Consider the following 22,546-nt stretch of genomic DNA (forward strand, 5'->3'; position numbering starts at 1 on the left):
TACCCATAATTATTCTCCTTATGTTGGTGTCAAATCACCTATTTTCAACTTATTAATACTTGTGAATGAGTCCAGAGGGCTCATTCACACCAAATACCAACTTCATATTTTATTCGTACAACCCGCCTCTAAACGTTTGTGTCAAGCTTTCAAAGTCATAATTTCCACTTGCTTTTTCTGACAGTACTTGCCATTTCCCATCTTTTTTCTCCATATTGATTCTGTAGCCTTCCCCGTTCATATCTTTTTCGGTATTGATTGGAGAAGTGGAGATTTTGCTTGGTAATTCTTGTAAAAGATATTTTTCCATATCTCTTTCGGCCGCATCGTCGTATTCTTCATACTTGCCTGCATTATCATTTACAAATTGTTCTCCGATTGATTCAGAATCGACGTTATCAAACAAAACGACTTCTGGTCTGACGTATACCGAAGCGTAATCCGGGTAAAATTCGTTGAAGGTATATGTTACCTTTCCTTTATTCCTATTCGTGTTTTGTAATTCAGTAATTACTTTGTCTAATTCTGGTGTTGAAGGTTGATAGTACTCAAACTCACCTTTTAGACAGTTGATACTTGCCTCTTTAAATGCTTGTTTTTCTTGCGCTAAATCATTCGCAAGAACTAATTTTTCGTCTTTTTGATCTTCAGACCCAAAGAAAACTGATTGAACATAATAATTCGCTAAACTCTCGACTTCCTTTGTCCCATCTGTATATTTATCTTGGTCAATCTTCAATTCCACGCCCGCTTCTTTGCTTTCATCTTCGGCATCATCAAGGTCAAAAATCGTTGGTTTATAATGCAGCTCGTATTTTTTATCCTTGCTTACTTTAAACACGATTGGCTCAGTTAGACTTTTGTCTTCAGATAGTGATTCATAACTCATTGTTTTGAAACGATCCTCTGATCCATAGACATCTTCATTAGAAGTCTTTTTACCGTCTTCATCGTATAAGGCAAAATCATCGGGAGAAATTTCCAGCTTTTTATCAGATTTATTGGTCACTTTGACATTTAGGCTCAAGTATTTCACATCGCCATCTGCTTTTTTATCTAATGGAACGATATAATTTCCGTCTTCAACACTGAGTTCAACTAATGAAGATTTTGCGGACTCTGCTTTCTTTTCGGTGTTCTCTTTTTTTGCTGACGCTGTTTTTTCTTTCGTCGAACAAGCACTGACTGACAATAATAGGCTACAAACTAACAACACTTTCATTAACTTTTTCATTTTCATAAACATCCTTTTTTCTATTTTTTATTCACTAACCAACTTCACCCGACAAGCATTTCTGCCCACAAAGAAGTGACTTTCATCCAACTCAACGGTTGGTTCGTTATAACTGCTTTTCACATTGACGAAGCTTTGATCGATCAAGCGAGTTCCTGTCATTCCAGCTGGAATATTTGCTCGTAACGCCTTATTGACATCGTCGAAACTGTTCTCAATTTGTTTTTGATTGCCTTGCAGGATGAAGTACATGCCCACTTTTGGTCCTTTTTTCAAATAGCGATTGAAGTTTTCACTAGTGATAAAGGATTTTTCACCAAAGACTTGAACATCTGGGATGTAAACAAACATCGGTTCATGAATCCCGCTGATCTCACGTTCATTGATTTCACTGATCAAATCATTGGTAAAGGTGCTGTACTCGCCTTCAGAAATCAACAGGTCAGAACTTCCTGAATAGGACTCAAAACGATCACCGCTATTAAAAATGACCCGTTGAACTTGCCCTGCTAAACGCTTGAAGTTCTCCATAATTACTCGTTCGATGGCTTCGGTTTGCTGCGGCGTATCATCACCGATTACAAAATAGCCATGTTCTTGCGGATTGAACCCAACGGCGATTGTGGTTTCTTTATCAAGCGCGATTGGCAATTGTCCTTGTGTCAATAATTGCTGCGTCGTTTGATTGGTAAAAAATTCTTCCAGACTGATCACATTCGACAGCATCGGAATCTTCGTTGGACGTTCTCCTTGCCAAGCTTGATCCAATGAAGCTATTTCTGCTTCTAACTGATTCAAGCGATCAATGTCGTTTTCACCAACAGTTGGTAAATAGATCTGAATCTCTTGCGGCATGTCCAATTTGATTTGAGCCCGACCAATAATTTCTTGCGGAATCAATGCATCGCGACCGACAACATCTCGAATCGCCCCTTCTTCAACTAAGAACAACCCGATATGGGAAGGAATATTACTCGCCATACTCATTCGGAAACTGTTGGTTCGTAAAACGGCCATTACAGCATAAAGACCTAGACTAGCGCCTTCACGTAAAAGTTGATTCAAGACGGATTCAATCTGTTCTTCCAACGGACTTTCTTTAATCGCATCGAAACCGTCGACGACTGTGATGATTACTGGTAAAGAAACGCCCGCTTTCTTCTCGTATTGTGAAAGACTCGCAACACCATAATCAGTGAACGCTTCTTTTCTCTGTTGAATCTCTACCCGAATCCGCTTCAAGAATTTCAACAATTTTTCTTCTTCCTCTAAACGGACATGATCAACAACATGCGGTAAATCTTTCAAAGGCAACAACCCATTGGTGCCAAAATCAAAAAGATTGAATTGAACCTGTTCAGGATTATTTTGGCGTGCAAAATTCATTAATAAGGTTTGCAATAAAGTAGACTTCCCAAAGCCTGGCGATCCATAGATAGCGGTGTGGCTCAAAGCTTCTAAGTCAAAATCAAAATTGACTTGCTCCTGACGAGTAGGGATATCCATCAATCCTAGCGGAACTGCTAAGCGACGTTCATTTTTCCATTCAGCGAGATCGATAACTGGCGTATCAATGATTTCTTCCAATGGCGGCAGCCACGGTTTATCTGGTAATACCGCGCTTGATTCATCTGCATATTCGGCGATCGCTTCAACTACTGCATCCAATTGTGTCTGTTCCTCTTCTGTTTTGACGACTGCAACTTCGTCTTCTGAAAGATCCAGCGTTAGCAATTCGTACTGGCCAAGATTATTGATCCACCAAATACGCTCATCGACCTTTTCCTCATGATTTGCGTCAGGATCATAGGTGGCACCACTCCAAGCAGACTGGAACAACTCATAGATTTCATTATTTCCGACCTGCAGATAGGCCCGACCAGGTTGTGTGATACTCGCTGCATCAGGTGTTTTGATAATCTCATTTGAATCAGCCGGATCGGCCACCTTTAATGCTAATTTGAAACGTGAGTTAGACCAGATTTGATCGTCCACGACTCCGCTTGGTTTTTGCGTTGCTAAAATTAGATGAACTCCTAATGACCGACCGATTCGAGCAGTGGAAACCAACTCCGCCATGAAATCCGGCTCATTTGCCTTTAACTCAGCAAACTCATCGCTGATCAGGAATAAATGCGGCAAAGGATCGCTTGGATATTTCCTCTTTTCAACGGGATCAGTGATTTCTTTTCCTTGCTTATAAAGCTTGGTATAGCCGTTGATGTGATTCACACCGAATTCTCCAAACTTCCGTTGGCGCTTTTGTAATTCCGCTCGAATACTTTGCAGAGCACGGGCAGAACTGGCACCGTCCAAGTTCGTGATCGAACCTAATAAATGAGGAAGCTTCGCAAATAGATTAGCCATTCCCCCACCCTTAAAGTCGATCGGTAAGAATCCAACATCTTCAGGTGCGAAGTTGACCGCTAGAGATAAGATATAGCTTTGAACGATCTCTGATTTCCCTGAACCAGTCGTTCCCGCAACCAAACCATGCGGTCCGTGAGCCCGCTCATGCAAATTCAGCGAGACTAGATCATCTTTCCCGCGTAAACCTAATGGTACCGCCAGAGATTTTGAAGTATTCGCTTTTTGCCAACGTTGTGCTATTTGTAATTCTTCCGTCTTTTTCACTTCATACATTCCCAGAAAATCAATCGCTTCAGGAATCGCATTTTTCTCGACTTCAACATGATTCAAATTCGCTAATCGTTGAATTGATTCAGCTACAGTAAATGTTTTCGGTAAATGGACGGGACGGAAAAATTGGTTCACGTACACATGATTTTCATTGACCAAAGTCGCCGCTTCGCTACTTTGATATTCGATCATTGTAGTGGTGGTTTCCGGCAGCATATTCGCGCTTTCTTTTCCCCAAATGACCGTAACTCCATATTGGCTCATATCTTCGGCCAAATATTCATTTAAGCCATGACCGGATAACCAGCTTTCATCTAAAATCGTTAGTACATAATGCGGAGAAAACTGAATTTTTTCATTCTTTTCGGACTCTTTTAACTGTTGACGACGCTTAGTAATCAACTGATAAAAGGAATTCAGTCCCATATCGCGGCTTTGTGCATTATGAATCATTCCGCGCAGATTCAACTGCTGCAATTGAAAATGCGGCAGCCAGCGCCAATCATGCCATTTTTTCGTGTAATCTTCTTCTGACAATAAAGCGATAAATTGAACATCTCGATAAGAGTGAAAGACAGAAATCTGAAACAGAATACTTTGAACCGCTGTACGCAGATTTTCTGGCGTGCCCGCTAATCCAATGGTTTGGTTCAATAAAGTCGTCGTGATTGGCGCCTCTTTTAACATTTGATGCGGGCGCACAACTTTGTCCTCCGCAAACTCTGCTAACGGGTCAGCTTCATTTTCACTTTTTCGAAACTCCACCTTAAAGCTGGCTGGAATTTCACCAGTCCCTAAACGAAACTGTAAAAAATCAGCGTTTACCGCGGTTCGTTCATAAATACGCGGATGGTATTCTTTTGTCATCTGCGCCAAGGTCTCCATCGCGGGATTGTGATACTCCAATGCTTTGCGCTGTTCAGCGGATAACTGCTCTAATTCTTTTTTCTGTTGGATCATGTAGCGCTGATAAGTCTCGCTTCGCAGTTCATTCTTTCGCTTGGTTTCTTTTTTGTTGGTAAAATAGCTGGACACAGAAAAACCAGCCGTTAACAAACTCGCTCCCCCCATGCTCAGCATCATGATGGGATTTCCTCCGCTTAAAACACTGGATGCCCCACTTAAAACAACCATTCCTAACGGCGGAACGATCGAACGTAAAATCTCACTCTTTCCCTCGGCCGTTTTTGCGCTAGGCGGCGTGACTGTCTGCTCTTTTTTGGGCGGTCTTAAGTGAATCCGCGGACTGCGGCGAAAATCCGGAAACGTAAGCGGGAATTCATTTTTCAAGACTTCCGGCATAATCTTGCGAAAATCTAATCGTACATTTTCTTTTAAACAAGTAATCTTGAATTGTTTTTCTCTTCGCTCGATGATTACGTCACGGATAATAACTTGATCACCAACACAAAAATCCGTTGCTAATCGGCTAACCTGCTTCCTATTCCAATAAACTTTTTCGCCGTTGGCTTCTACAGATAAAAAATAGCTTTGCGGATCTTCTATAGAAAGAATTCCATAGGCTTCGCTTGCCAAACAGATCTCTGAACCAGAGGCTTTGGAAATAGTCCATTGTTCTTTCGGTAGTGTGGTGGTAAAAACAGCTACATCACGATGCGGAAGAATCAGTAATTCTTTTTTTGATTCTAAGGAGTTGTCACAGAACACTTCCCCATTTACACAGCTGATAACAAACTCATGGAAAAGAACGGTCTGGCCTTCGGTTAACTCGACATGATCAAAAACTGTATCAAAAAGAAAAACATCATAAAGAATTGCATCTTTCTCGATAATTTGATCATCGATTGAAGGACAAGGTTGATTAGTCTGCTTGTTCATCATTGGCTTGTCCTCCTAGCAGCTTCACATAATTATTGATCTGTTCTTCGTACTCTTTCAGCAGCTCTTGTTTCTTTTCGCCGTCCATTCGGGTATTGACTTTTGTCGCATCATACAATTTGGTGTAAGCATGCAAAACATATTGATTATCGCCGATATTTTTGGCTAAACTCAACGCCTTATCAAAATCTCCGCGCCCTAAATAAATCCAGAAGAGCAAGGTATTTTCACTAGATTTCTGAGAGAGCGTATTGAGAACGGCTTCCTTTTGCTCATTCGTTAAGCTATCCAATTGGATATAACTCGACGCTAAGATGTACTGTGCTGAGGTAGGCAGTTCCTCCGCATTATCTTTTTTTAGCTCGGCTGTTGCACCAGAATAATCATTAAAGATAAATTTCGACTCTGCTTCAATCACACGTTCTTGCAATGGGACTACCCGACCTGCGTAAACAGATAAACCAATTCCTAAACCAATAGCGGTTACCAGCAGAATCAAACTCCCCCACTTGAAAATGCGATAATGCTGTTTCTTAACTAATTTCTTTTCTCGTCGATTTCTCTCCCGCAAGAAAGTACTCGCTTCTGAAAGATGACGATCAATTTCTTCTGGTGATGTAGCCAGATAAATTTTCTCCACCAAAGCATTCTTGACAGCCCCAAGACCATCCACTAATCCAGCAAAATCTAATTGCGGCTGCAGAATAAAGCAAATCAGCGCTTTGTATTGTTTAAAGAACTGTTCGTCAGTCGGTTGAAATGGTGTGACGATTTCTGCCAGACCTCGATGTCCTAAGCGAATCGTATGACCGACAACCAATAGATTTTGCGGATGAATAAATGGATTAATTAATTGCTTCTGCAACTCTAAAAGGAAATGCATCTTCTGAGCCAACTCCAACCGTTCCAATTCATTTGAGCGTGCCGCAAATTTTTCGACTGTTTCACCAAACTTCGGGATTGTATAATCAATAATCATTTCTTCTTCATTATGTTGACGAATACTACCTTCTAGACACTCAGTAGTCTGTGTAAGAATTTTTTGATACTGCTCAATCATTGCCCACTTAAATTGATTGGCAGTCAGTTGTGTGGTCAGCGTTTCTTGTTGCCAAGTCTGATTGATTGTTATAACGCCATCATTTAGTTCCGTCATTTTCTTTCTCCGTTCTTACATATAATTGATCACCATCACTAATTGGATAATTAGTTAGCGGTAATTGCTGGTTGATTTTGATTGGCTTATTGATTAACTCCAAAGAAAATTTTTCTGGTAATGAGAAATTCATGATCGACAAAGCTTCTTGCAGCAATGGCACCAAACGCTCAAGTGTTACACGATTGGGAATCCGCAGGTCAATCACGTTTTCTTCATAATGCAAACCAATATTGATTGCTGTCTGTTTTTCCAAAATTATCCCCCTAACTTTTCCGAACAAAAATTGTTGAAAATCTTCGTCCAAGTAATATCCCTAGAATTAACATCCCAACAATTAGGATACCTGCCATAAAGTAGATTAGAACTTGAGGTATCGAATGATTAGTCTTGTTCGTGGGATTTGAATGCACCACATTATCTTGGTAATCCTGTAAAAATAAGATCTTTTCATAAGCTTTCTTATCTCTACCAGTTTCCGGTAATTGCCGTGTGACAAATACTTTTTCTTTGGCCTGTTGAGCGATCTGTTCGCGTTCAGCTAATTTTTGCTGATTGGTATCGGTTTTTCCCTTTAAAAACAAATCAGGGGCAATCAAATACTCGATCGAATCTTCTTTTTCTTGGTGTTTTTCATAGATGACTTGATTATTGATGGTCAGCTTGCCATTATCTGCATAAACTCTGCCGCCAAAAAATCCGACCGCGAATAAACCAAAAAAAGCAATCAGGACCCTGCGCTTATTCATGATCAATCACCTGTCCTAATGGCTCGCCTAGCGTATCTTTTGAGACACTTACGAAGAAGTTCAATCCCAAACTGACCAATGTCAATACAATTAGGAAGAGATACGTTCCCCATCCAATCGACAATCCATTAAGCAGCGCGGTATAGCCATTTTCGATATTTTGCATCGGCGATATCCTGAAGATAAAATGAATCACACTCCCCGGAGTGGTCGTCATCCCTAATAATGGTGTCATCATAAGATAGAAGCCGAATAGTAACCCGACGATGAATAAGCCAACCCGTCCAAATTGTCGTGCCAATGCCGTAGTAAGCAATAAACTGATCAAGAATACCAAGAAAGTGTAACTGAACCAGCCTAAGGTTGAGTTCACTGTTACGATCCACGCTGTGATCCCACTCACAAAAATGGCAATAATCATACTGATGATTAACGTTCGCAAAGCGTTTGGTGTATTTTTCCAAAGTCGGCTTTGCGTAACAAAGAAATCATGGTCGCGCAATTTGCGTTCGAATAGGCTAGAAGAAAGTCCATAGCCAACAAAGAGAGCCACGATCGTACCGATAAATGTTAAGTAATAAGGAACCGCCGAAATCGTTCGGTTTTCACCAAATTCACCGATCGTATTCATAGGACTCGCCAAGAAATTAAAGACTTTTTGATTATCCGCTCCCCCTTGACGTGTGTTGGTGAGCACTTTATCAAAATTTTTACTGTAGATGTCGTTAGTGCTATCCTTTTTGTTCGCGTCTGCTACTACCTTGTCCAAATTATTTAAAACCTTATCCGCATTTCCTTGAACATCCTTCGTAGTTTTCGTAATATCTTCAATTTTCGATCCAACATCTTCCACTTCAGCAGCCGATTTATTGGTCGACTCCGCAGAATTTTTCGCTGTTTCTACTAGCGCCTTCATCGTATCTGAAACTGAGGCAGTCGCGTCTGCAATTGGTTTCGTATCGCCAGATTCTGGATGCGGATTCTCCTCGTTGATAATCGATTCTGTTTGGATTTTTTCCGCTTCTTTCCAACTGCCATATGTTGCTGCAATCTGTTCATTTGCGGAATTAAACCATTGATTGAGTTTATTCGCTTCATTGTTCAGCATTTCTGGCAGCATCATGAAGTGCAGCGTACTATACAATGTATTCGTTTCATTTTCTGCATTTTTTTCTGTTCCAATAGTTTGTCGCAATTCCTTAATTTGTTGGTCCACCTGCTTATAAAGTTTGTCGCCCCCTGCTCTATACTCCTTAACCAATGAATCCTGAATCAACTTCTTCTTCGCTTCATCAGTAATATTGTCGTACGAATTATAGATTGATTCGCTGGTGGCAAGCTCTTCTAGTGGTCTACCGATATTCGCTGGATCTTGAATCAGCGCTAAAAATCCGGGCAGGTCACCTTGTTGATTTGGATCAGCGAAAAGCGTCATGATCTGCTGTGCACTTCCTCCAAGTGTTTCAAACTGAGCAAAGATTGACGGCAAGTCTTCAACCAGCGGTTGGTTCTTATCTGCAAAGCTGGCATAATATCCTTTGTTTTGTTCTGCACCGTTCACTCGCCAAGAATATTCAAGCTCCACAAAAGCCTCTTTTAATTCGGTATCTGACAGGGTCCATTGAATAGTCGGACTAATGTTTACACCGATCTGTTTCGGCAAATCACTGATTGGTGTCGTTCCGCCTGGTTTCGAAGCCACACTAATGGATAAGCTGTTTGGCGGTCCCGCCGTTACGGTTGTTTCATAGTCGTATTGGCTTAGTTCGTTATCCAAAATACTTTTAACCGTCGCAGCTAAAGCTCCTAAATCCTTGATTTCTACGTTAGAAACTGAAACTAAATCAAGCGATTTTATTGTTCTAGGATTGATCGCAACTATACAGGCTTGTTCTACTTCAACTGGATTTGCATGTGGCACTTCACCCGCAGTAGTTAAATACTTGAAGTTAGTCCCTGTACTAAACGATACTCCGTAATCTTCAGCGTATTCTTCAATCACACTTAATTCTTGTTTATAACGGTTTGCTTCTGAATCACTCAATTTTCCATTGCTGACTAATAAATCAAGCCATGTTCGTAGTTCATTATTATTGATGGTATTAATTTTTCCATTCAATACTTGTAAATATTGGTCTTTCAAGTTGGATGAATTTTGACTTGAAGTTAGATCTGTTAGGTTTAAGATCGCTTGCTTCGTGTCTTCCAGCGTTGAATCATCCGGTGTTTTGTTTCCATCAGCATAGTAAGTCTCTGCGATTTTTGTTCGTAATTCTTTCAGAGATTCCACTTGCTGTTTCAATTGATCGATTTCATTTTTTATTTCATCCATGCGCGCGGTTTGATTTTCTTGGAAGTACGCTGCTTGTCCGTAAAAATCTGCCAGTACGCCTGTATTTTTTTTCGTTGTTGAATCGCTTTGGTAAAAATTATTCATCTGCTGGATTAACGAGTGATTCAATCCATCAAATTGTGCTTGATAATTGGTCAAATCATTGTCCCATTGCGCGGCTAATTGTTTCTTCTGGAGCTCCACCTGATCATTGAATTGTTGGATAGATTCTTCGATTTTTTTATTCACATCTTCTGTAAATTGATCAACCGTTTCTTTATTCTTCTCCAAAGATTCACTGGAACTGTTCAATCCTTCATTATTCGTATCCAGCAATTGCTGAAATGAATCTACAAAACTCTTTTGTTCAGCGATAAATCGTTTGTTGTCCGCATCCAAAATACTCGATACATCTAATACTGAAGAAAAATTACCTGGTAACTCCTTGAACGGGCTCTGGATATTATTTGCTAACGATGTGTGGGTCTCTTTATCTCCTCGAACGATCGTGTTTACATTCCGTTGTGCTTCTGAAATATTCCCTACGATGCTAGAGAAATACATCTGCACGATTCGTTGATTAAATTCCTTTAAAATACTATCTACTTTTATTTGAACCGCCTGGTTAGTGAGTTCATTTTGACCTTCACTCACTTGGTAATCCACCACTGCCTGATCCGGTGCAATACTCTGCAAATCTAGCAGGCGTTCCGAGAAATTCTGCGGAATATAAATGACCGCATCAAACTGTCCGTCAATAATTCCAGCCTCTGCGACACTCCTTGTGGTGGTCTGCCAATTGTGGTCCAAATCATTATTAATTAAAGTGACAAAGTCTCTGCCCAATATGTATTGTCGATTCTCGAACTTCGCCCCTTTATCCTCATTTACTAATGCATAAGTTACCTGCGAAGTTTGATCCTCTGCGGCTTTTCTGAGGTTGTCATCTTTTAGCGCGAAAAAAAGCAGCACCGTAACCAGCAAAATGCCGCCTGCCGTTAATCCTAGCAATGAAAACTTACTTTGTTTTTTCTTTTGCATATTCTTCTCCCCAAAAAACGTCAGCACACAGATTGTGCTGACGTCCTTCGCTATTGTTTAGTTTAACCCGAATGAACCAGCATCTTGACGGTCACGTTCAGCAACAGTGTCCGCATATTTGTTCAACTGCCCATGGATACTTTCTAGCAGCTCTTCCATTTGTTTCACGTTGCCTTCTAATTGGTTGTATTGCTCCAAGTATGCGCGAAACGCTTCTCCCTGCCATTGTTGAGAGATTGTTTGGTTCATAGAATTGACCTTGCGAATCGCATCTTCGATTTGTGCCGATGCCTGTTGATAAACCTTCGCCTGTGATTTCAGCTGTTCGGGTGTGACTGTAATTGCTCCTGCCATTTTATTAATTCCTCCTAAATATAAGTTGTCTATAAGATACCCTATTTTAGTTGTCGTGGATCAAAGTTCGTCAGATACGGAAAAAAATTGCGGATACGATGAATAAATCTCTTAAAAGTCTCGTTAATAGAACAAAATTAATGAAATTTTCCACAAATTTTATTTTTAACATTTGATTGCCGATCCGTTTTCAACACTTTTTAAATTGATATTTATGATTTTTCTCTTCTTTGTCTTCTAAACTTCTAGGCAAAATCGACTATCTTTTCTTCCACAAAAAAAACGATACTCTCTTTTAAGAAAGTATCGCTGTTGTTATTCCTGTTAATTCAAAATCAACTTCAAATAGCTGTTCTATATATTTCAATAAATCGTAATTCATACTTTGATACTGCTTAGATGATAAATACTCACAAACTTTCAATGACTGATGAACTTTTTCCTTACCCTGTTCATTGCCTCTGAGTACCTCCCAAATACCTTGAAGCAGCAGCCGCAGGTTCATCTCAAAATACATGTCTTCTTCCAAATGAAATTCATCCAGTCTCTCAAGGTACTTCCAAGCATAACTTCGCTGATCATTTTGAATAAAATAGACAATCGCGTTTGCAAGCATCCGAAAACTCTCACTTCGACCCTTTAGACTATCCTTGTAGATAGATAGGCTCATCATGGCTCTTTCAAGAATCAATTCTACAAACTCAGGCGTAAAGACAAACATACAATTATTAAAAAGAATCAGCTCATAGTGTGTCCACGTATGTGTATTGATCAGATATTGATAAACATTTGACTCTTCTACATCTATCGCGTCTCCTCTTAAACGTGCAGTTAACAAATCACACAAGTTCATCAGATTTTCTTCCCGTTTTGACGGATTACTTTGCTTTACCCTGCAGAATTCTGCGATCCGCTGCAACTCCTCTGTATCTTTACTGAGAAAGGCGGTCTGTATCTCTTTCATCATATGACTCACTGCATTCACATTATCCGGATAATTAAAAATTTTCAGTTCGTCATAATCAAGATTGATACGATCCAAAAAATAAGTCAACTTGCTAACTGTAGTATCGGCCTCATTTTTTACGAATCGATCATAAACAGATCGGCTTACCTCCTCCCCGCAAATCTCAGAAATAGTAATCCCCTTTTGCTTTCTCACTCGTTCAACAATTTCCCAAACTTCCATGTTTACTTCCTTTTCTTTTTGAATAAGTTTTTCCCGTAAACGACTAAAATTTTCCGTATAAGCTGAATAATGAAAAATACCTGCCTTTTAGTATTATCATCTAAGTAAATAACTTATAAAAGGAGGAATCGATCATGTGGTGGTTGATATTAATCGATTTTTAGTAAATTTCCACTATTCCATTATAAAATATATGTTTTTTTCTTATAAACTGATAATAACATAAAAAAATTATCTAGAGGTATTCTTAATTAGAGTTTCCTCTAATTAAGAAATTGCGAAAAAAAATAAACGTTTCTTCCTACTAACGAATACACCTGAAACAATAAAGTCGCAGGTGTTAGTTGCCCAGTATAAAAAAATCACTTTGTTCTGTTCAACTTCAGCTTTTTTATTTCCTTGCCATTATTAAAAATTTGCAGCTCTAATTGGCTTTTTTTCAGTCTCGTTGCATGATATTCTGTCTTGCTTCCACTTTTGGTTAGCACTATCTTTCTTTTAGAAGAGTTCACACCAATTTGTGCATTTTTCATCATGTTATGTCCATTACGATTGATGTCCCAGTATTCAAATTTTCTTTTTTTGGTTTTAATCGTAAATTTTTCAGATTGATTGGACCATGTTCCTTCTAACCACGCCGCGTTATTCTCAGTGTGAGTATTGATAAAAAATAATAAAAAAACTGAACATAGAATTATTAGCCCCATAAATAGGCGCCTTTGTGTTTTCGATAATTTTTTTAACCGATAAAAAAATTGGTATAATCCCGTGTCCAGTCGTTGTAAATAATGGCTGAGCGTGCCTTTGTCTTTTTCCAAACAATCCCTCCTTTTTCACTTGATATGAATAAGTGATAGAAAGAGCCGTTTGAAGAATCTGACTAAAAAACTAAAGAGCTCTTTTTACTTATTTAGAATTCTTGCAGCATACCAGGCGATGCCTTCCGATTTCCATCCGACTTTAACCAAATTGTCTCGTTCTGAAGCCAAAGGAGTATAATGATGGCTGTCTTCTCTTGGTGCAGCACTCGGGTTGTATAGACGATAAACCGGAACACTTCCTCCTGAAAACCATGAAACGCCTTCGTACTTCCAGCCAGCCTTAACTAACTCGTTTTTTTCATATACGTGGGGCGTGTAATGATGTCTGCCATTGTTTGGATTGTACATTCGATAAACCGAAGACCCAGTAGATGGAGCTATCCAGCCAACACCTTCATAGTTCCAACCGACATTAATTAGATTGATCGCCTCACTTGTCAATTGTGCGTAGTGATGCTGTCCGTCATTTTTATTGTACATTCTAAAAATGAAGCGTTCGTTCGACGCTTGACCGTCTGTTGAAGGATAAACGTTGGGGTCTGTTCCCGCTGATTTTAGAATTCTTCTAGCAAAATTTGGATAAAAATAGGTAATATCAACTGCCGTCACATTTTGTCCTGGTTGAGGAGCATGAATCATTTGATTATTTCCAATGTACATTCCAACATGGTAGGTAGCACCCCTGCTGCCGTAAAAAAGTAAATCCCCCGGTTGTAAATCCTTCAGATTAACTTCTGTCCCATATTTCTCTTGATTCGTGGTTCCCATTGGCAGATCAACATTTACAGCCTGCTTATAGACATACTTAACTAATCCTCCGCAGTCAAATGTGTCCGGTCCAAACGCTCCCCAAGCATACGGCTTCCCAATTTGAGCTCTTGCCATTGAAACAACCGAATTTTGTTCCCCAGTCGCACGACTCATTGGCGGTAAACTTGCGGCCTCAAGTGTCGGAATGCTCATGATTTGTTCGAATTGCTGCTCACTAAATCCAGCTTGTACAGCTTTAGCTTCTTCCGACTCATATAAAGCTGACGCTTCCTCATCCTGTTTGGTGATTTCATCAGATGTGTCGGTAGAACTAGTCGATTTGTTCTTCATTGTCCTCGAACTATTTTCGGAACTTGGAGCTGGACCGCTTGCCTCCGTATCTAATGTAGAATCATTAGCGGCGACAGCCATAATTCCTGTATTTGCAAAAGTGACTAAACCTAATAACGCTAAAGAAGTACTAAATAAACGCCGTCTTAGATGCTTTTTCATAAAATAACTCCTGTTTTTGTAATATTTTTAATTTACAGAACAACAATATGCGAAAAAAGCTTTTATTTGCACATAATAAAATTCGGATTTCCCCGCCGATTCACGTTCTATAAAATAACTATTTTCCAAAAACAATTGTACATTAAATACGTTAGGATTTCATCCCCTCACTTTACTCATTTTTTAACCCCGAAACTCAACTTTTTCTATAGCTAACTATAATTGGAAATCCTTTTGAAAAAAATGAAAATATCCTCAATGGTCACTTTTTCACCTTGAATGCATTCAAGTTTATTTGATAACCATTAACGACTGATTTTAGACCGTTCACGACAAAACACTTATAAAATTGAAAAAACCTCGTACAATTGTAGGTAAGGAGGTTTCGTTGTATGAGAACATCGATTTTTTTAGAATCAAAAAAAGGCACCGTCATCATCCAAGCAGCAGAATTACTTTATATCACAGTGGATACTACTAAAGATCATTCTTTATGCTTTGTAACAAAACAAGAAAAGCACTATTGTACCGGAGATTTAAATGACTTCGATGATACAAATAGAAATTGGCTGTTTCGTTGTCATCGTTCCTTCATTGTAAACTTATTAACTATCAAAGAAATCAATAAATACGAACGTCGTGTCTATTTCTTAGATGATCAGTCTGAGAATAATTGTCCCTTTTCAAGAAGAAAATATGTCCCGTTAAAGGAGTCTTTAAAAGACTTTTTATTAACCGAACAGCAAGCCTAATAATCACTTGTCCCGAAAGTTTTTCATTGTAGTGTTGTTCTAAATGCATTACAATCGAACAAGAATGCGAAAGACATCACAAGGAGTATCAATAAATGACACATAACTTTACATTATTCCTATTGAACAAAGTCAGCGCGCAAAATTATATGTCTGAAAGTGAATACGAGAATGTTGTCTATTCTTTGGAGATTCTGCTGATAAACATTTTCAAAAGTATTCAAATCTACTCAGTCGCACTTATTTTAGGTGTCCTATTCGAAACGTTTATTATGAACTTGGCCTATGCCCTCCTAAGGATACACGCCGGAGGTTGGCACGCAAAATCCTCCATCAACTGTTCTCTTTTTGGTTTGGTCGTTTTTGTGGGGATACCACTCATTTTCCAAAAGTTTGAATTTGCTTTGAACTTTTATTGGCTATTGCTTTTGTCAGGAATAATATTAGCCTTTGTTGCGCTTTATGCGCCGGCTGATACAGAAAAAAATCCTTTGGTTAGCGTGAGTGAACGAAAAAGAAAGAAAATCCTTTCTCTTTTAAGTGTCCTAGTAATCAGCGCCTTCTCGCTATTTTTTGCGGGACCGCAAATAGCAACTTTGCTGGTGACCGGTTTGTTAATTGAAACACTTTTGATCCACCCATTATTTTATAAATTAATAAAAAGGAGATATAAAAACTATGAAAACTATCAAAATCAACCGTAATTTTTTGCTTAGAAACATTTCAAAAATCCTTGTCGCAACCTCAGTGGTATTGTTAAGCCGTCCTTGTCTTCTTTGGGGTTATGAACCTGAGAATCCAAAACTAAAAAAATTGAATATTAAAGAATAGAATGGAAATCTTTGCTTTATTTCTATTAACTTCTATAGAAAATTTCTCACAACTATTTATCTATTCTAAGTTAATTAATAAAAGAATTCCTATACGAACAGCAATCTCTCTTCCATTAATTTTGATTGCTGTTTATCTTTCCTTTAATTATCTAATTTTTGTGGTAATTATTTTTTACTTCTTAGTGATCGGAAAAAGGCTTAATAAGGATTGTAACAATAATCTGTTATGGTTTTACAGTATCTATACAGTATTCTCGTATACTGTATTTGCTTATTTCATGAATTCAACAATTCTTTTCTTGATTGGAGAAAATACATTCGATCAATATATGTATCTGATTAATATGACGATGTCTCCTCTTTTTTCAATTATATGTAACATACTCTTGTTGCGATTAATCAGACCTAGTATTGATTTTTTAAAGAAGCATCAGGATAATTTAAATCAAATTTTTCTATTATTCATAAACGTTTTATTGACCCTTTGCTATATCATACAGTTCGGCAATTATTGGATAGAGCAATATTGGTTGACAGATGGAAATCCTATTCGGAAATATCTAATCGTAATATTCATATTAGTAATCGTTCTACTGATTGTCTATTTGAACATTAAAACACGACAACTTGATAAACAACGTATTCAAGAGCTAAAGGACAACCAGTTGGCCGATCTCACCTCATACGTTCAGCAAATCGAAACGATGTATGGAGAGCTTCGAAGTTTTCGGCATGACTATCATAATGTTTTAATCAGCTTGAATGAAAGTATTAAGAGCAAGGATCTTGCCGTCATTGAAAACACCTATAATCAGGTGCTAAATAGCGAGGGGCTTACATTGGATGATGAGCACTATTCATTAGCACGATTAGACGGCCTGAAGACATTGCCGATCAAAGGAGTTTTTTCGGCCCACATTATCCAAGCGTGGCAGAAAAATATTCCGGTACACATAGAAATCGATGACACCATTCAGGATGAGCCTATTGAGATTTTGGACTATGTCCGCATTACTTCCATTCTTTTGGACAATGCGATTGAAGCGGCCGAAAAATCTGAAAATCCTTTTTTAAACATCGTTTTTTTGAAGAATCAAGCGGACAAAGAACTTCAGCTGATTATTGAAAATTCTTGTCCAAATGAACCAATCGATATTGCTAAAGTTTTTAAAAAGGACTATTCAACAAAGGGAGAAAATCGTGGGCTTGGATTAGCCACGGTTCAATCTATTTTACAGAACTACACAAATCTGTCCTTGCAAACGGAATATCAACTGGGTGTGTTTCGACAAGTTCTGATGATTAAGGAGGAGATTTCGCGATGAATATTTTCTTACTAGAAGATGACATTATCCATCAACAGCGTTTAGAATTAATTATTCGAGAAATCTTAGTCGAAAATCGCTGGTCAGCAAATTCTATCGTTACTACCGCAAGACCCGATCACCTTTTGGAAAAAGTACAAGAAACCGTTGATCAAAATATTTATTTTTTGGATATCGAACTTAACGGAGAAAAGAAAAAAGGCTTAGAAGTTGCTCACCAGATTCGACAGCTCGACCAACGTGGTGTCATCGCTTTTATTACCACCCATTCAGAATTCGCGCCGATTACTTATGCTTACAAAGTTTCGGCCTTTGATTTTATCGCTAAAGATAGTCCTGTTGATGAGATCAAGCAGCATGTAGTCGATTGTTTTGAAAATCTTTTGAGTACACAATTGAACGGAAAAAAAGAAGAATTATTCATCTTCAGCAATCAGCACACCAGCTTCCAAGTACCGTTCTCTGACATTCTCTATTTTGAGACAACAGAAATCTCCCATAAACTGCGGCTCATCTGCAAATCGCGCTTAGTCAACTTTTACGCGACTCTTGATGAGGTCGAAAAAATGGATGCTCGTTTCTTTAAAATCCATCGCTCGTTTGTCGTCAACTTGGAAAACATCGCGGAAATCAATCGTTCTGAAGGATTGGTTTATTTTGACAAAGCACACTCCTGCATGATTTCTAGACGAAAAATCAGAACCGCACTTGAAAAAATGAATTCTATTAATCAGCATTTTCAAAAAAACTAAAAAAGAAGAGTCTGAGGTTTTCCTCGGACTCTTCTTTTTTTTACTTAATATTTACATCAATCACTTGATAAAAAGCATTCACGGTATCACTAATATTCCAAACCGCTAGAATAATATTGTAGCCTTTTCGATTATTCGGAAGCGAGATTGTCTGATTGACTACTTTTGATGGGACTGCCCCATGATCATCGATTTGTTTGATTTGTTCGAAATCCCCAAATTTTAATGGCTTGTTTGGATTCCAGCCTGGTTTTGTGATGTAATAATCCCACGTGCTTGTTCTATGCGGCGCAGTAAGATACCAAGATACCTTTAAGTTCCCTGAAGAAACGACATTTTTATGCCAACGCGATGTTGATTGGGCATCCAACGGCTCAAACCCGCTAACGCCAGCACTGGCGATCTTCCCAGTTACAAAGGTATTCTTCTTTGCCTCAATACTTTGAGGCTCCCATTGTGCACGACCAACATTTTTATTCAGATTTCCAGCTGCAGCAGTCCCTAAATAAGCTCGACTCCCCGGCGAAGTAATGTATCCGTGAGCAAATCCCGGTACCGCAAAACCAAACAGCCCAAATGCGACAATACTAACGATCAGCCAACTACTCAATTTTTTCATAAATAATCCTCCTACTTTTTCAATGAACGGATAAAAATGGTTATCGAGCTAGCTCAGTTATAAGTTTATCGTTGTCGCTTAAATGGAACAACGGAATATCGTCATATCTTAGCAGATTGTAACAGCTGCCTTTGAAATACGAGAAACACTAATATATAAAATGCGTTATTTTTAGACTGTTGTTATCTGAATTCCCAGATCAAGGAATGATCCAGTTTAAATCGAATCATTTGTTTTTTTATCCTAAATTCGCGGTTATAAATAAATTGTTGGGTAATGAGAACAACTACAAATGTTTTAATCCCATATCCATATTCGACGCTCGCTGTTCGGTCTTTCTGCTCATTTAGATTTTCCGTAAAAAATATGCTAGTATTATAGTCATCCTTTTCGGAAATTCATGAACACTAGGTGATTGTTAGTGAGTATTACATTTAGACAACCCATCAAAGATGATTTAAATCGAATTATTGAAATTGAAAATACAGGTTTTTCACCGGATGAGGCAGCATCAAAAGAGGCCATGGATGAGCGAATCTCCGTCATTCCAGACAGCTTTATCTTAGCGCTCGACGATCATGATCGCTTCATGGGTTATGTAGTTGGGCCGGTTATTCCTGAAAGATATTTATACGACGAACTTTTCGAAAAAACGGTCCCGAACCCTAAAAGCGGCGGTTATCAAACCATTCTCAGCCTGGTTATCGATCCAGATTACCAAAAATTTGGGATCGCCAGTCACTTGTTGACTGAACTAGCAACCCGTTCTCGACAGGCCAATCGAACAGGAATCACTTTGACCTGTTTAGAAAATCTTATTCCATTTTATGAAAAAAATGGGTATAAAGTAGAAGACATATCCGCTTCGCAACATGCTGGGGAAACTTGGTATAATATGGTTTTAGATCTGTAAAGCTGACTAAATGGTCAGCTTTTTCATTTTTTTTAACGAGATGACACCTTGTAACACCGAAAGATTCCATTATCAAAAGACTGTCTGTGTATTTAAATTTTTATGAAAAATGAATATACCTACTTAACTTTGTGAACTATTAGTTTATCAGCCAAATTCAATGCCTCATCAATCACCTGATGCATGTCGTAATAACGATACCGTCCTAGACGACCTCCAAAAAGTACTTGAGAGTTCTCTTGAGATAGTTTTTCGTACTTATGATAAATATGCTGATTTTCTTCGTTATTTATCGGATAAAATGGTTCTTCGCCTTTATACCATTTTTGGGGATATTCTTTCGTAATAATTGTGTTTTTTTGATCACCAAATTCAAAGTGTTTATGCTCAATGATTCGTGTATATGGAATTGTTTTATCAATATAATTAATTACTGCATTCCCTTGATAATTACTATGCGCAAAATGCTCATGTTCAAATGCTAGTGATCGATACTCCAATTCGCCAAAACAGTAATCATAAAATTCATCTATCATGCCAGTATAAATAACTTTTTCATACTTACTCAACCATTCAGCTTTATTTGCCAAAAAGTCTGTCATAAGTTTTATTTCTATATTAGGATGATCCAACATCCTTTCAATAATTTGTGTATACCCACCAACAGGAATTCCTTGATACAAATCATCAAAATAATTATTGTCGAAGGTAAAACGAACCGGTAACCGTCGAATAATAAATGCTGGAAGTTTCTCACATGGTCTTCCCCATTGCTTCTCGGTATATTCTTTAATTAGGATTTCATAAATGTCCCTTCCAACTAGCGAGAGCGCTTGTTCTTCCAAATTACGCGGCTCTCTACTCCTATAGCGTTTAGACTGTTCTGCAATTTTTTCTTTTGCCTTCCACGGGTCTTTTACTCCCCACAAAGTATAGAACGTATTCATATTGAATGGTAAATTATATAATTCGCTTTTACTAAATGCCATGGGCGTATTTGTAAATCTATTGAAATCCGCAAATTGGTTTATGTAATCCCATACTTTTTTGTTTGATGTATGAAATATATGGGCACCATATTTATGAACTTGAATATTACTAACTTCCTTTGTATAAATATTTCCTGCAATATGATCCCGTTTTTCGAGTACTGTTACTTTATCTCCATTATTGGCCATCTGTTCTGCAAAAACCGAACCAAACAGGCCGCTTCCAACCACTAAGTAAGATGTCATCTGAACTTTTCTCCTTATCTCATATCACAGCTAAAAATAGAATATATTTTCCTTATACTTCATGATATTTCATTCTTTTAGTTAAAAATATTTTTTCCCAATATTGAGACGTTCTAAATCTCATGAAATGAACTATGAGATACTAATTTCAACACGTCAAAATCAGTTTTATTATTATTTTGAAGGGAGATTTATTGTAAATATGGGACGAAAAGAAATGCGAAAACAACTAGAAAAAGAACAAAGAAGAACCAAAAAGAATGGAAAAAATTGGATGTATGCAACCTTAACAGCGGTTGGTGGTGTTATTGGGGTAAATGCAACTTCTGCCAACGTTCAAGCAGCCGAAGCCTCTCCTCAAGCCAATGCAGGAGTGGAAGTTGATACTGGAAAAGTACTGGCAAATAACAATACAGCCACTATTCCGGCCTCCTCTACAAGCAATTCAATGGCGGCACCTGCAAGTTCCTCCACTAGCAGCTCTACTACTGAGTCAACTAGTGCTTCACTTACAGAATCAGCTAGTACCTCAACAACAAGTTCTGCAAGTGGTTCTACAACTGAGTCAGCTAGTACTTCAACGACTGAATCAACCAGTGGCTCTACAACGGAATCAGCTAGTACAAGCCTAAGCTCATCGACTTCGGTAAGCGAGAGTACAAGTTCGGTTAACTCGGAAATTTTAAGTGATTATTGGAGCGAGAGCTCTTCCGAGAGCAACTCAACTTCATTTAGTGAAAGCTCTTCTGAAAAAACATCTGCAGTGAATAGCGAAAGTTCTAGTGGCCGGAATTCGGAGATTCTGAGTGAGTATTGGAGCGAAAGTACTTCTACCTCTACTTCCGACAGCACTAGTATGAGTACTTCAAATTCTACTAGTGAAAACAAATCTTCAACAGCTTCTAATTCATCAAAGAATAATACCAATGGAAAGAAAGCATCATCAACTGGGACAAATAAATCCTCCAGCAGCAGTCTTGGATCTAAACAAGCATCGAACTCTGCAAACGGGAAGTCCTCAGTAAATACAGGAAAAGAACTTCCTAAAACTGGTGAATCAAATCAATTAAGTGCTCAACTATCTCTTGTTGGTTTAGCTACTGTGTTCTCCGCAGGTGCCTTTCTTCATCATTTAGAAAAGAAAAAGAGTTTATAAGCAAAGTTTTTAAAGAGGTATCTGTTATCTAAAAACGATAACAGATACCTCTTTTTACTATTGTAAGCAAGATAGTTTACTTGATGGATTGCTCAAAATCCCAATTATTGCAATATATTTTTACCTTAAGTAATATTTTCATTTACTATCCGATTTATAAAATTTGTTACTAAAACTAGTCACTCATATACGGGGCTAAAAGATAACTTATACAATTCTGCTCGAGATCATTCTCTTCTAATAATCCTGCCATCTTTTTCAATAGTTCCTCCTACTTTTTCATTTCATGATCGAGACTTTGTAGCATGCTCAAATAAGCCAAGAATTTATTTTCAAAGAAAAA

The 22,546-nt window shown here is 38.2% G+C and carries 18 protein-coding genes; 6 read left to right on the plus strand and 12 right to left on the minus strand.

What is annotated here, in order from left to right:
* Nucleotides 1-109 precede the first annotated feature (109 nt).
* The 10 genes from I585_RS14345 to I585_RS14390 form a co-directional block, all read right to left on the minus strand.
* On the minus strand, nucleotides 110-1,234 hold the full coding sequence (locus tag I585_RS14345) for a DUF4352 domain-containing protein (protein WP_244265999.1): 1,125 nt from the start codon (nucleotides 1,232-1,234) through the stop codon (nucleotides 110-112).
* 27 nt (nucleotides 1,235-1,261) lie between these two features.
* On the minus strand, nucleotides 1,262-5,713 hold the full coding sequence (gene essC, locus I585_RS14350) for a type VII secretion protein EssC (protein WP_034709234.1): 4,452 nt from the start codon (nucleotides 5,711-5,713) through the stop codon (nucleotides 1,262-1,264).
* Nucleotides 5,697-6,869: a type VII secretion protein EssB gene (gene essB, locus I585_RS14355; RefSeq protein WP_010742508.1), complete on the minus strand. Its 1,173-nt coding sequence runs from the start codon at nucleotides 6,867-6,869 to the stop codon at nucleotides 5,697-5,699. The genes essC and essB overlap by 17 nt, the downstream gene beginning before the upstream one ends.
* Entirely contained in the window at nucleotides 6,853-7,125 is a 273-nt protein-coding gene (locus I585_RS14360; RefSeq protein ID WP_010742509.1) for an EsaB/YukD family protein, read from the minus strand. The genes essB and I585_RS14360 overlap by 17 nt, the downstream gene beginning before the upstream one ends.
* A gap of 10 nt (nucleotides 7,126-7,135) precedes the next feature.
* Nucleotides 7,136-7,618: a type VII secretion protein EssA gene (gene essA / locus I585_RS22690; protein WP_010742510.1), complete on the minus strand. Its 483-nt coding sequence runs from the start codon at nucleotides 7,616-7,618 to the stop codon at nucleotides 7,136-7,138.
* Nucleotides 7,611-10,991, minus strand: a complete 3,381-nt coding sequence (gene esaA / locus I585_RS14370) for a type VII secretion protein EsaA (protein ID WP_010742511.1) — start codon at nucleotides 10,989-10,991, stop codon at nucleotides 7,611-7,613. Before esaA ends, essA begins: the two co-directional genes overlap by 8 nt.
* A 57-nt stretch (nucleotides 10,992-11,048) precedes the next feature.
* Nucleotides 11,049-11,345: a WXG100 family type VII secretion target gene (locus I585_RS14375; protein ID WP_010742512.1), complete on the minus strand. Its 297-nt coding sequence runs from the start codon at nucleotides 11,343-11,345 to the stop codon at nucleotides 11,049-11,051.
* Nucleotides 11,346-11,640: 295 nt separating this feature from the next.
* On the minus strand, nucleotides 11,641-12,534 hold the full coding sequence (locus tag I585_RS14380; protein WP_010742513.1) for an Rgg family transcriptional regulator: 894 nt from the start codon (nucleotides 12,532-12,534) through the stop codon (nucleotides 11,641-11,643).
* Between the two features lie 362 nt (nucleotides 12,535-12,896).
* Nucleotides 12,897-13,352: a hypothetical protein gene (locus I585_RS14385; RefSeq protein WP_010742514.1), complete on the minus strand. Its 456-nt coding sequence runs from the start codon at nucleotides 13,350-13,352 to the stop codon at nucleotides 12,897-12,899.
* Nucleotides 13,353-13,436: 84 nt separating this feature from the next.
* Nucleotides 13,437-14,618: an NlpC/P60 family protein gene (locus I585_RS14390; protein ID WP_010742515.1), complete on the minus strand. Its 1,182-nt coding sequence runs from the start codon at nucleotides 14,616-14,618 to the stop codon at nucleotides 13,437-13,439.
* A gap of 392 nt (nucleotides 14,619-15,010) precedes the next feature.
* On the opposite strand from I585_RS14390, the gene I585_RS14395 reads away from it, so the two are divergent.
* From I585_RS14395 to I585_RS14415, 4 genes are all read left to right on the plus strand, one after another.
* Entirely contained in the window at nucleotides 15,011-15,370 is a 360-nt protein-coding gene (locus I585_RS14395) for a LytTR family DNA-binding domain-containing protein (protein ID WP_010742516.1), read from the plus strand.
* 95 nt (nucleotides 15,371-15,465) lie between these two features.
* Nucleotides 15,466-16,074, plus strand: coding sequence for an accessory gene regulator AgrB (locus I585_RS14400; RefSeq protein WP_010742517.1), 609 nt, complete (start codon nucleotides 15,466-15,468; stop codon nucleotides 16,072-16,074).
* Nucleotides 16,075-16,733: 659 nt separating this feature from the next.
* The gene (locus I585_RS23700; protein ID WP_244266000.1) at nucleotides 16,734-17,528 is read left to right on the plus strand and encodes a sensor histidine kinase; all 795 of its coding nucleotides are present in this window, start codon (nucleotides 16,734-16,736) and stop codon (nucleotides 17,526-17,528) included.
* Nucleotides 17,525-18,280, plus strand: a complete 756-nt coding sequence (locus I585_RS14415) for a LytR/AlgR family response regulator transcription factor (RefSeq protein WP_010742520.1) — start codon at nucleotides 17,525-17,527, stop codon at nucleotides 18,278-18,280. Before I585_RS23700 ends, I585_RS14415 begins: the two co-directional genes overlap by 4 nt.
* Before the next feature lie 40 nt (nucleotides 18,281-18,320).
* On the opposite strand, the gene I585_RS14420 is transcribed toward I585_RS14415, so the two are convergent.
* Nucleotides 18,321-18,899 carry a lytic polysaccharide monooxygenase gene (locus I585_RS14420; RefSeq protein WP_010742521.1) on the minus strand — a complete coding sequence of 193 codons (579 nt, stop codon included), beginning with the start codon at nucleotides 18,897-18,899 and terminating at the stop codon, nucleotides 18,321-18,323.
* A gap of 421 nt (nucleotides 18,900-19,320) precedes the next feature.
* Here I585_RS14420 and I585_RS14425 point away from each other — a divergent pair, with 421 nt between their 5' ends.
* On the plus strand, nucleotides 19,321-19,812 hold the full coding sequence (locus tag I585_RS14425) for a GNAT family N-acetyltransferase (protein WP_010742522.1): 492 nt from the start codon (nucleotides 19,321-19,323) through the stop codon (nucleotides 19,810-19,812).
* A gap of 119 nt (nucleotides 19,813-19,931) precedes the next feature.
* On the opposite strand, the gene glf is transcribed toward I585_RS14425, so the two are convergent.
* Nucleotides 19,932-21,047: a UDP-galactopyranose mutase gene (glf, locus tag I585_RS14430; protein ID WP_010742523.1), complete on the minus strand. Its 1,116-nt coding sequence runs from the start codon at nucleotides 21,045-21,047 to the stop codon at nucleotides 19,932-19,934.
* 217 nt (nucleotides 21,048-21,264) lie between these two features.
* Here glf and I585_RS14435 point away from each other — a divergent pair, with 217 nt between their 5' ends.
* Nucleotides 21,265-22,203 (plus strand): hypothetical protein, encoded by a 939-nt coding sequence (locus I585_RS14435; protein WP_010742524.1) that lies wholly within the window; start codon nucleotides 21,265-21,267, stop codon nucleotides 22,201-22,203.
* The last annotated feature ends 343 nt before the right edge of the window (nucleotides 22,204-22,546 follow it).

The sequence above is a fragment of the Enterococcus malodoratus ATCC 43197 genome (assembly GCF_000407185.1).
In the GTDB taxonomy this organism is placed as follows: domain Bacteria; phylum Bacillota; class Bacilli; order Lactobacillales; family Enterococcaceae; genus Enterococcus_A; species Enterococcus_A malodoratus.

Coding starts and splice junctions, on each gene's coding strand:
- essA (WP_010742510.1), bottom strand. CDS start 7,618: ATGAATAAGCGCAGGGTCCTGATTGCTTTTTTTGGTTTATTCGCGGTC.
- I585_RS14395 (WP_010742516.1), top strand. CDS start 15,011: ATGAGAACATCGATTTTTTTAGAATCAAAAAAAGGCACCGTCATCATC.
- I585_RS14435 (WP_010742524.1), top strand. CDS start 21,265: ATGCGAAAACAACTAGAAAAAGAACAAAGAAGAACCAAAAAGAATGGA.
- I585_RS14400 (WP_010742517.1), top strand. CDS start 15,466: ATGACACATAACTTTACATTATTCCTATTGAACAAAGTCAGCGCGCAA.
- esaA (WP_010742511.1), bottom strand. CDS start 10,991: ATGCAAAAGAAAAAACAAAGTAAGTTTTCATTGCTAGGATTAACGGCA.
- glf (WP_010742523.1), bottom strand. CDS start 21,047: ATGACATCTTACTTAGTGGTTGGAAGCGGCCTGTTTGGTTCGGTTTTT.
- I585_RS14415 (WP_010742520.1), top strand. CDS start 17,525: ATGAATATTTTCTTACTAGAAGATGACATTATCCATCAACAGCGTTTA.
- I585_RS14345 (WP_244265999.1), bottom strand. CDS start 1,234: ATGAAAAAGTTAATGAAAGTGTTGTTAGTTTGTAGCCTATTATTGTCA.
- I585_RS14420 (WP_010742521.1), bottom strand. CDS start 18,899: ATGAAAAAATTGAGTAGTTGGCTGATCGTTAGTATTGTCGCATTTGGG.
- I585_RS14380 (WP_010742513.1), bottom strand. CDS start 12,534: ATGGAAGTTTGGGAAATTGTTGAACGAGTGAGAAAGCAAAAGGGGATT.
- essB (WP_010742508.1), bottom strand. CDS start 6,869: ATGACGGAACTAAATGATGGCGTTATAACAATCAATCAGACTTGGCAA.
- I585_RS14390 (WP_010742515.1), bottom strand. CDS start 14,618: ATGAAAAAGCATCTAAGACGGCGTTTATTTAGTACTTCTTTAGCGTTA.
- essC (WP_034709234.1), bottom strand. CDS start 5,713: ATGAACAAGCAGACTAATCAACCTTGTCCTTCAATCGATGATCAAATT.
- I585_RS14375 (WP_010742512.1), bottom strand. CDS start 11,345: ATGGCAGGAGCAATTACAGTCACACCCGAACAGCTGAAATCACAGGCG.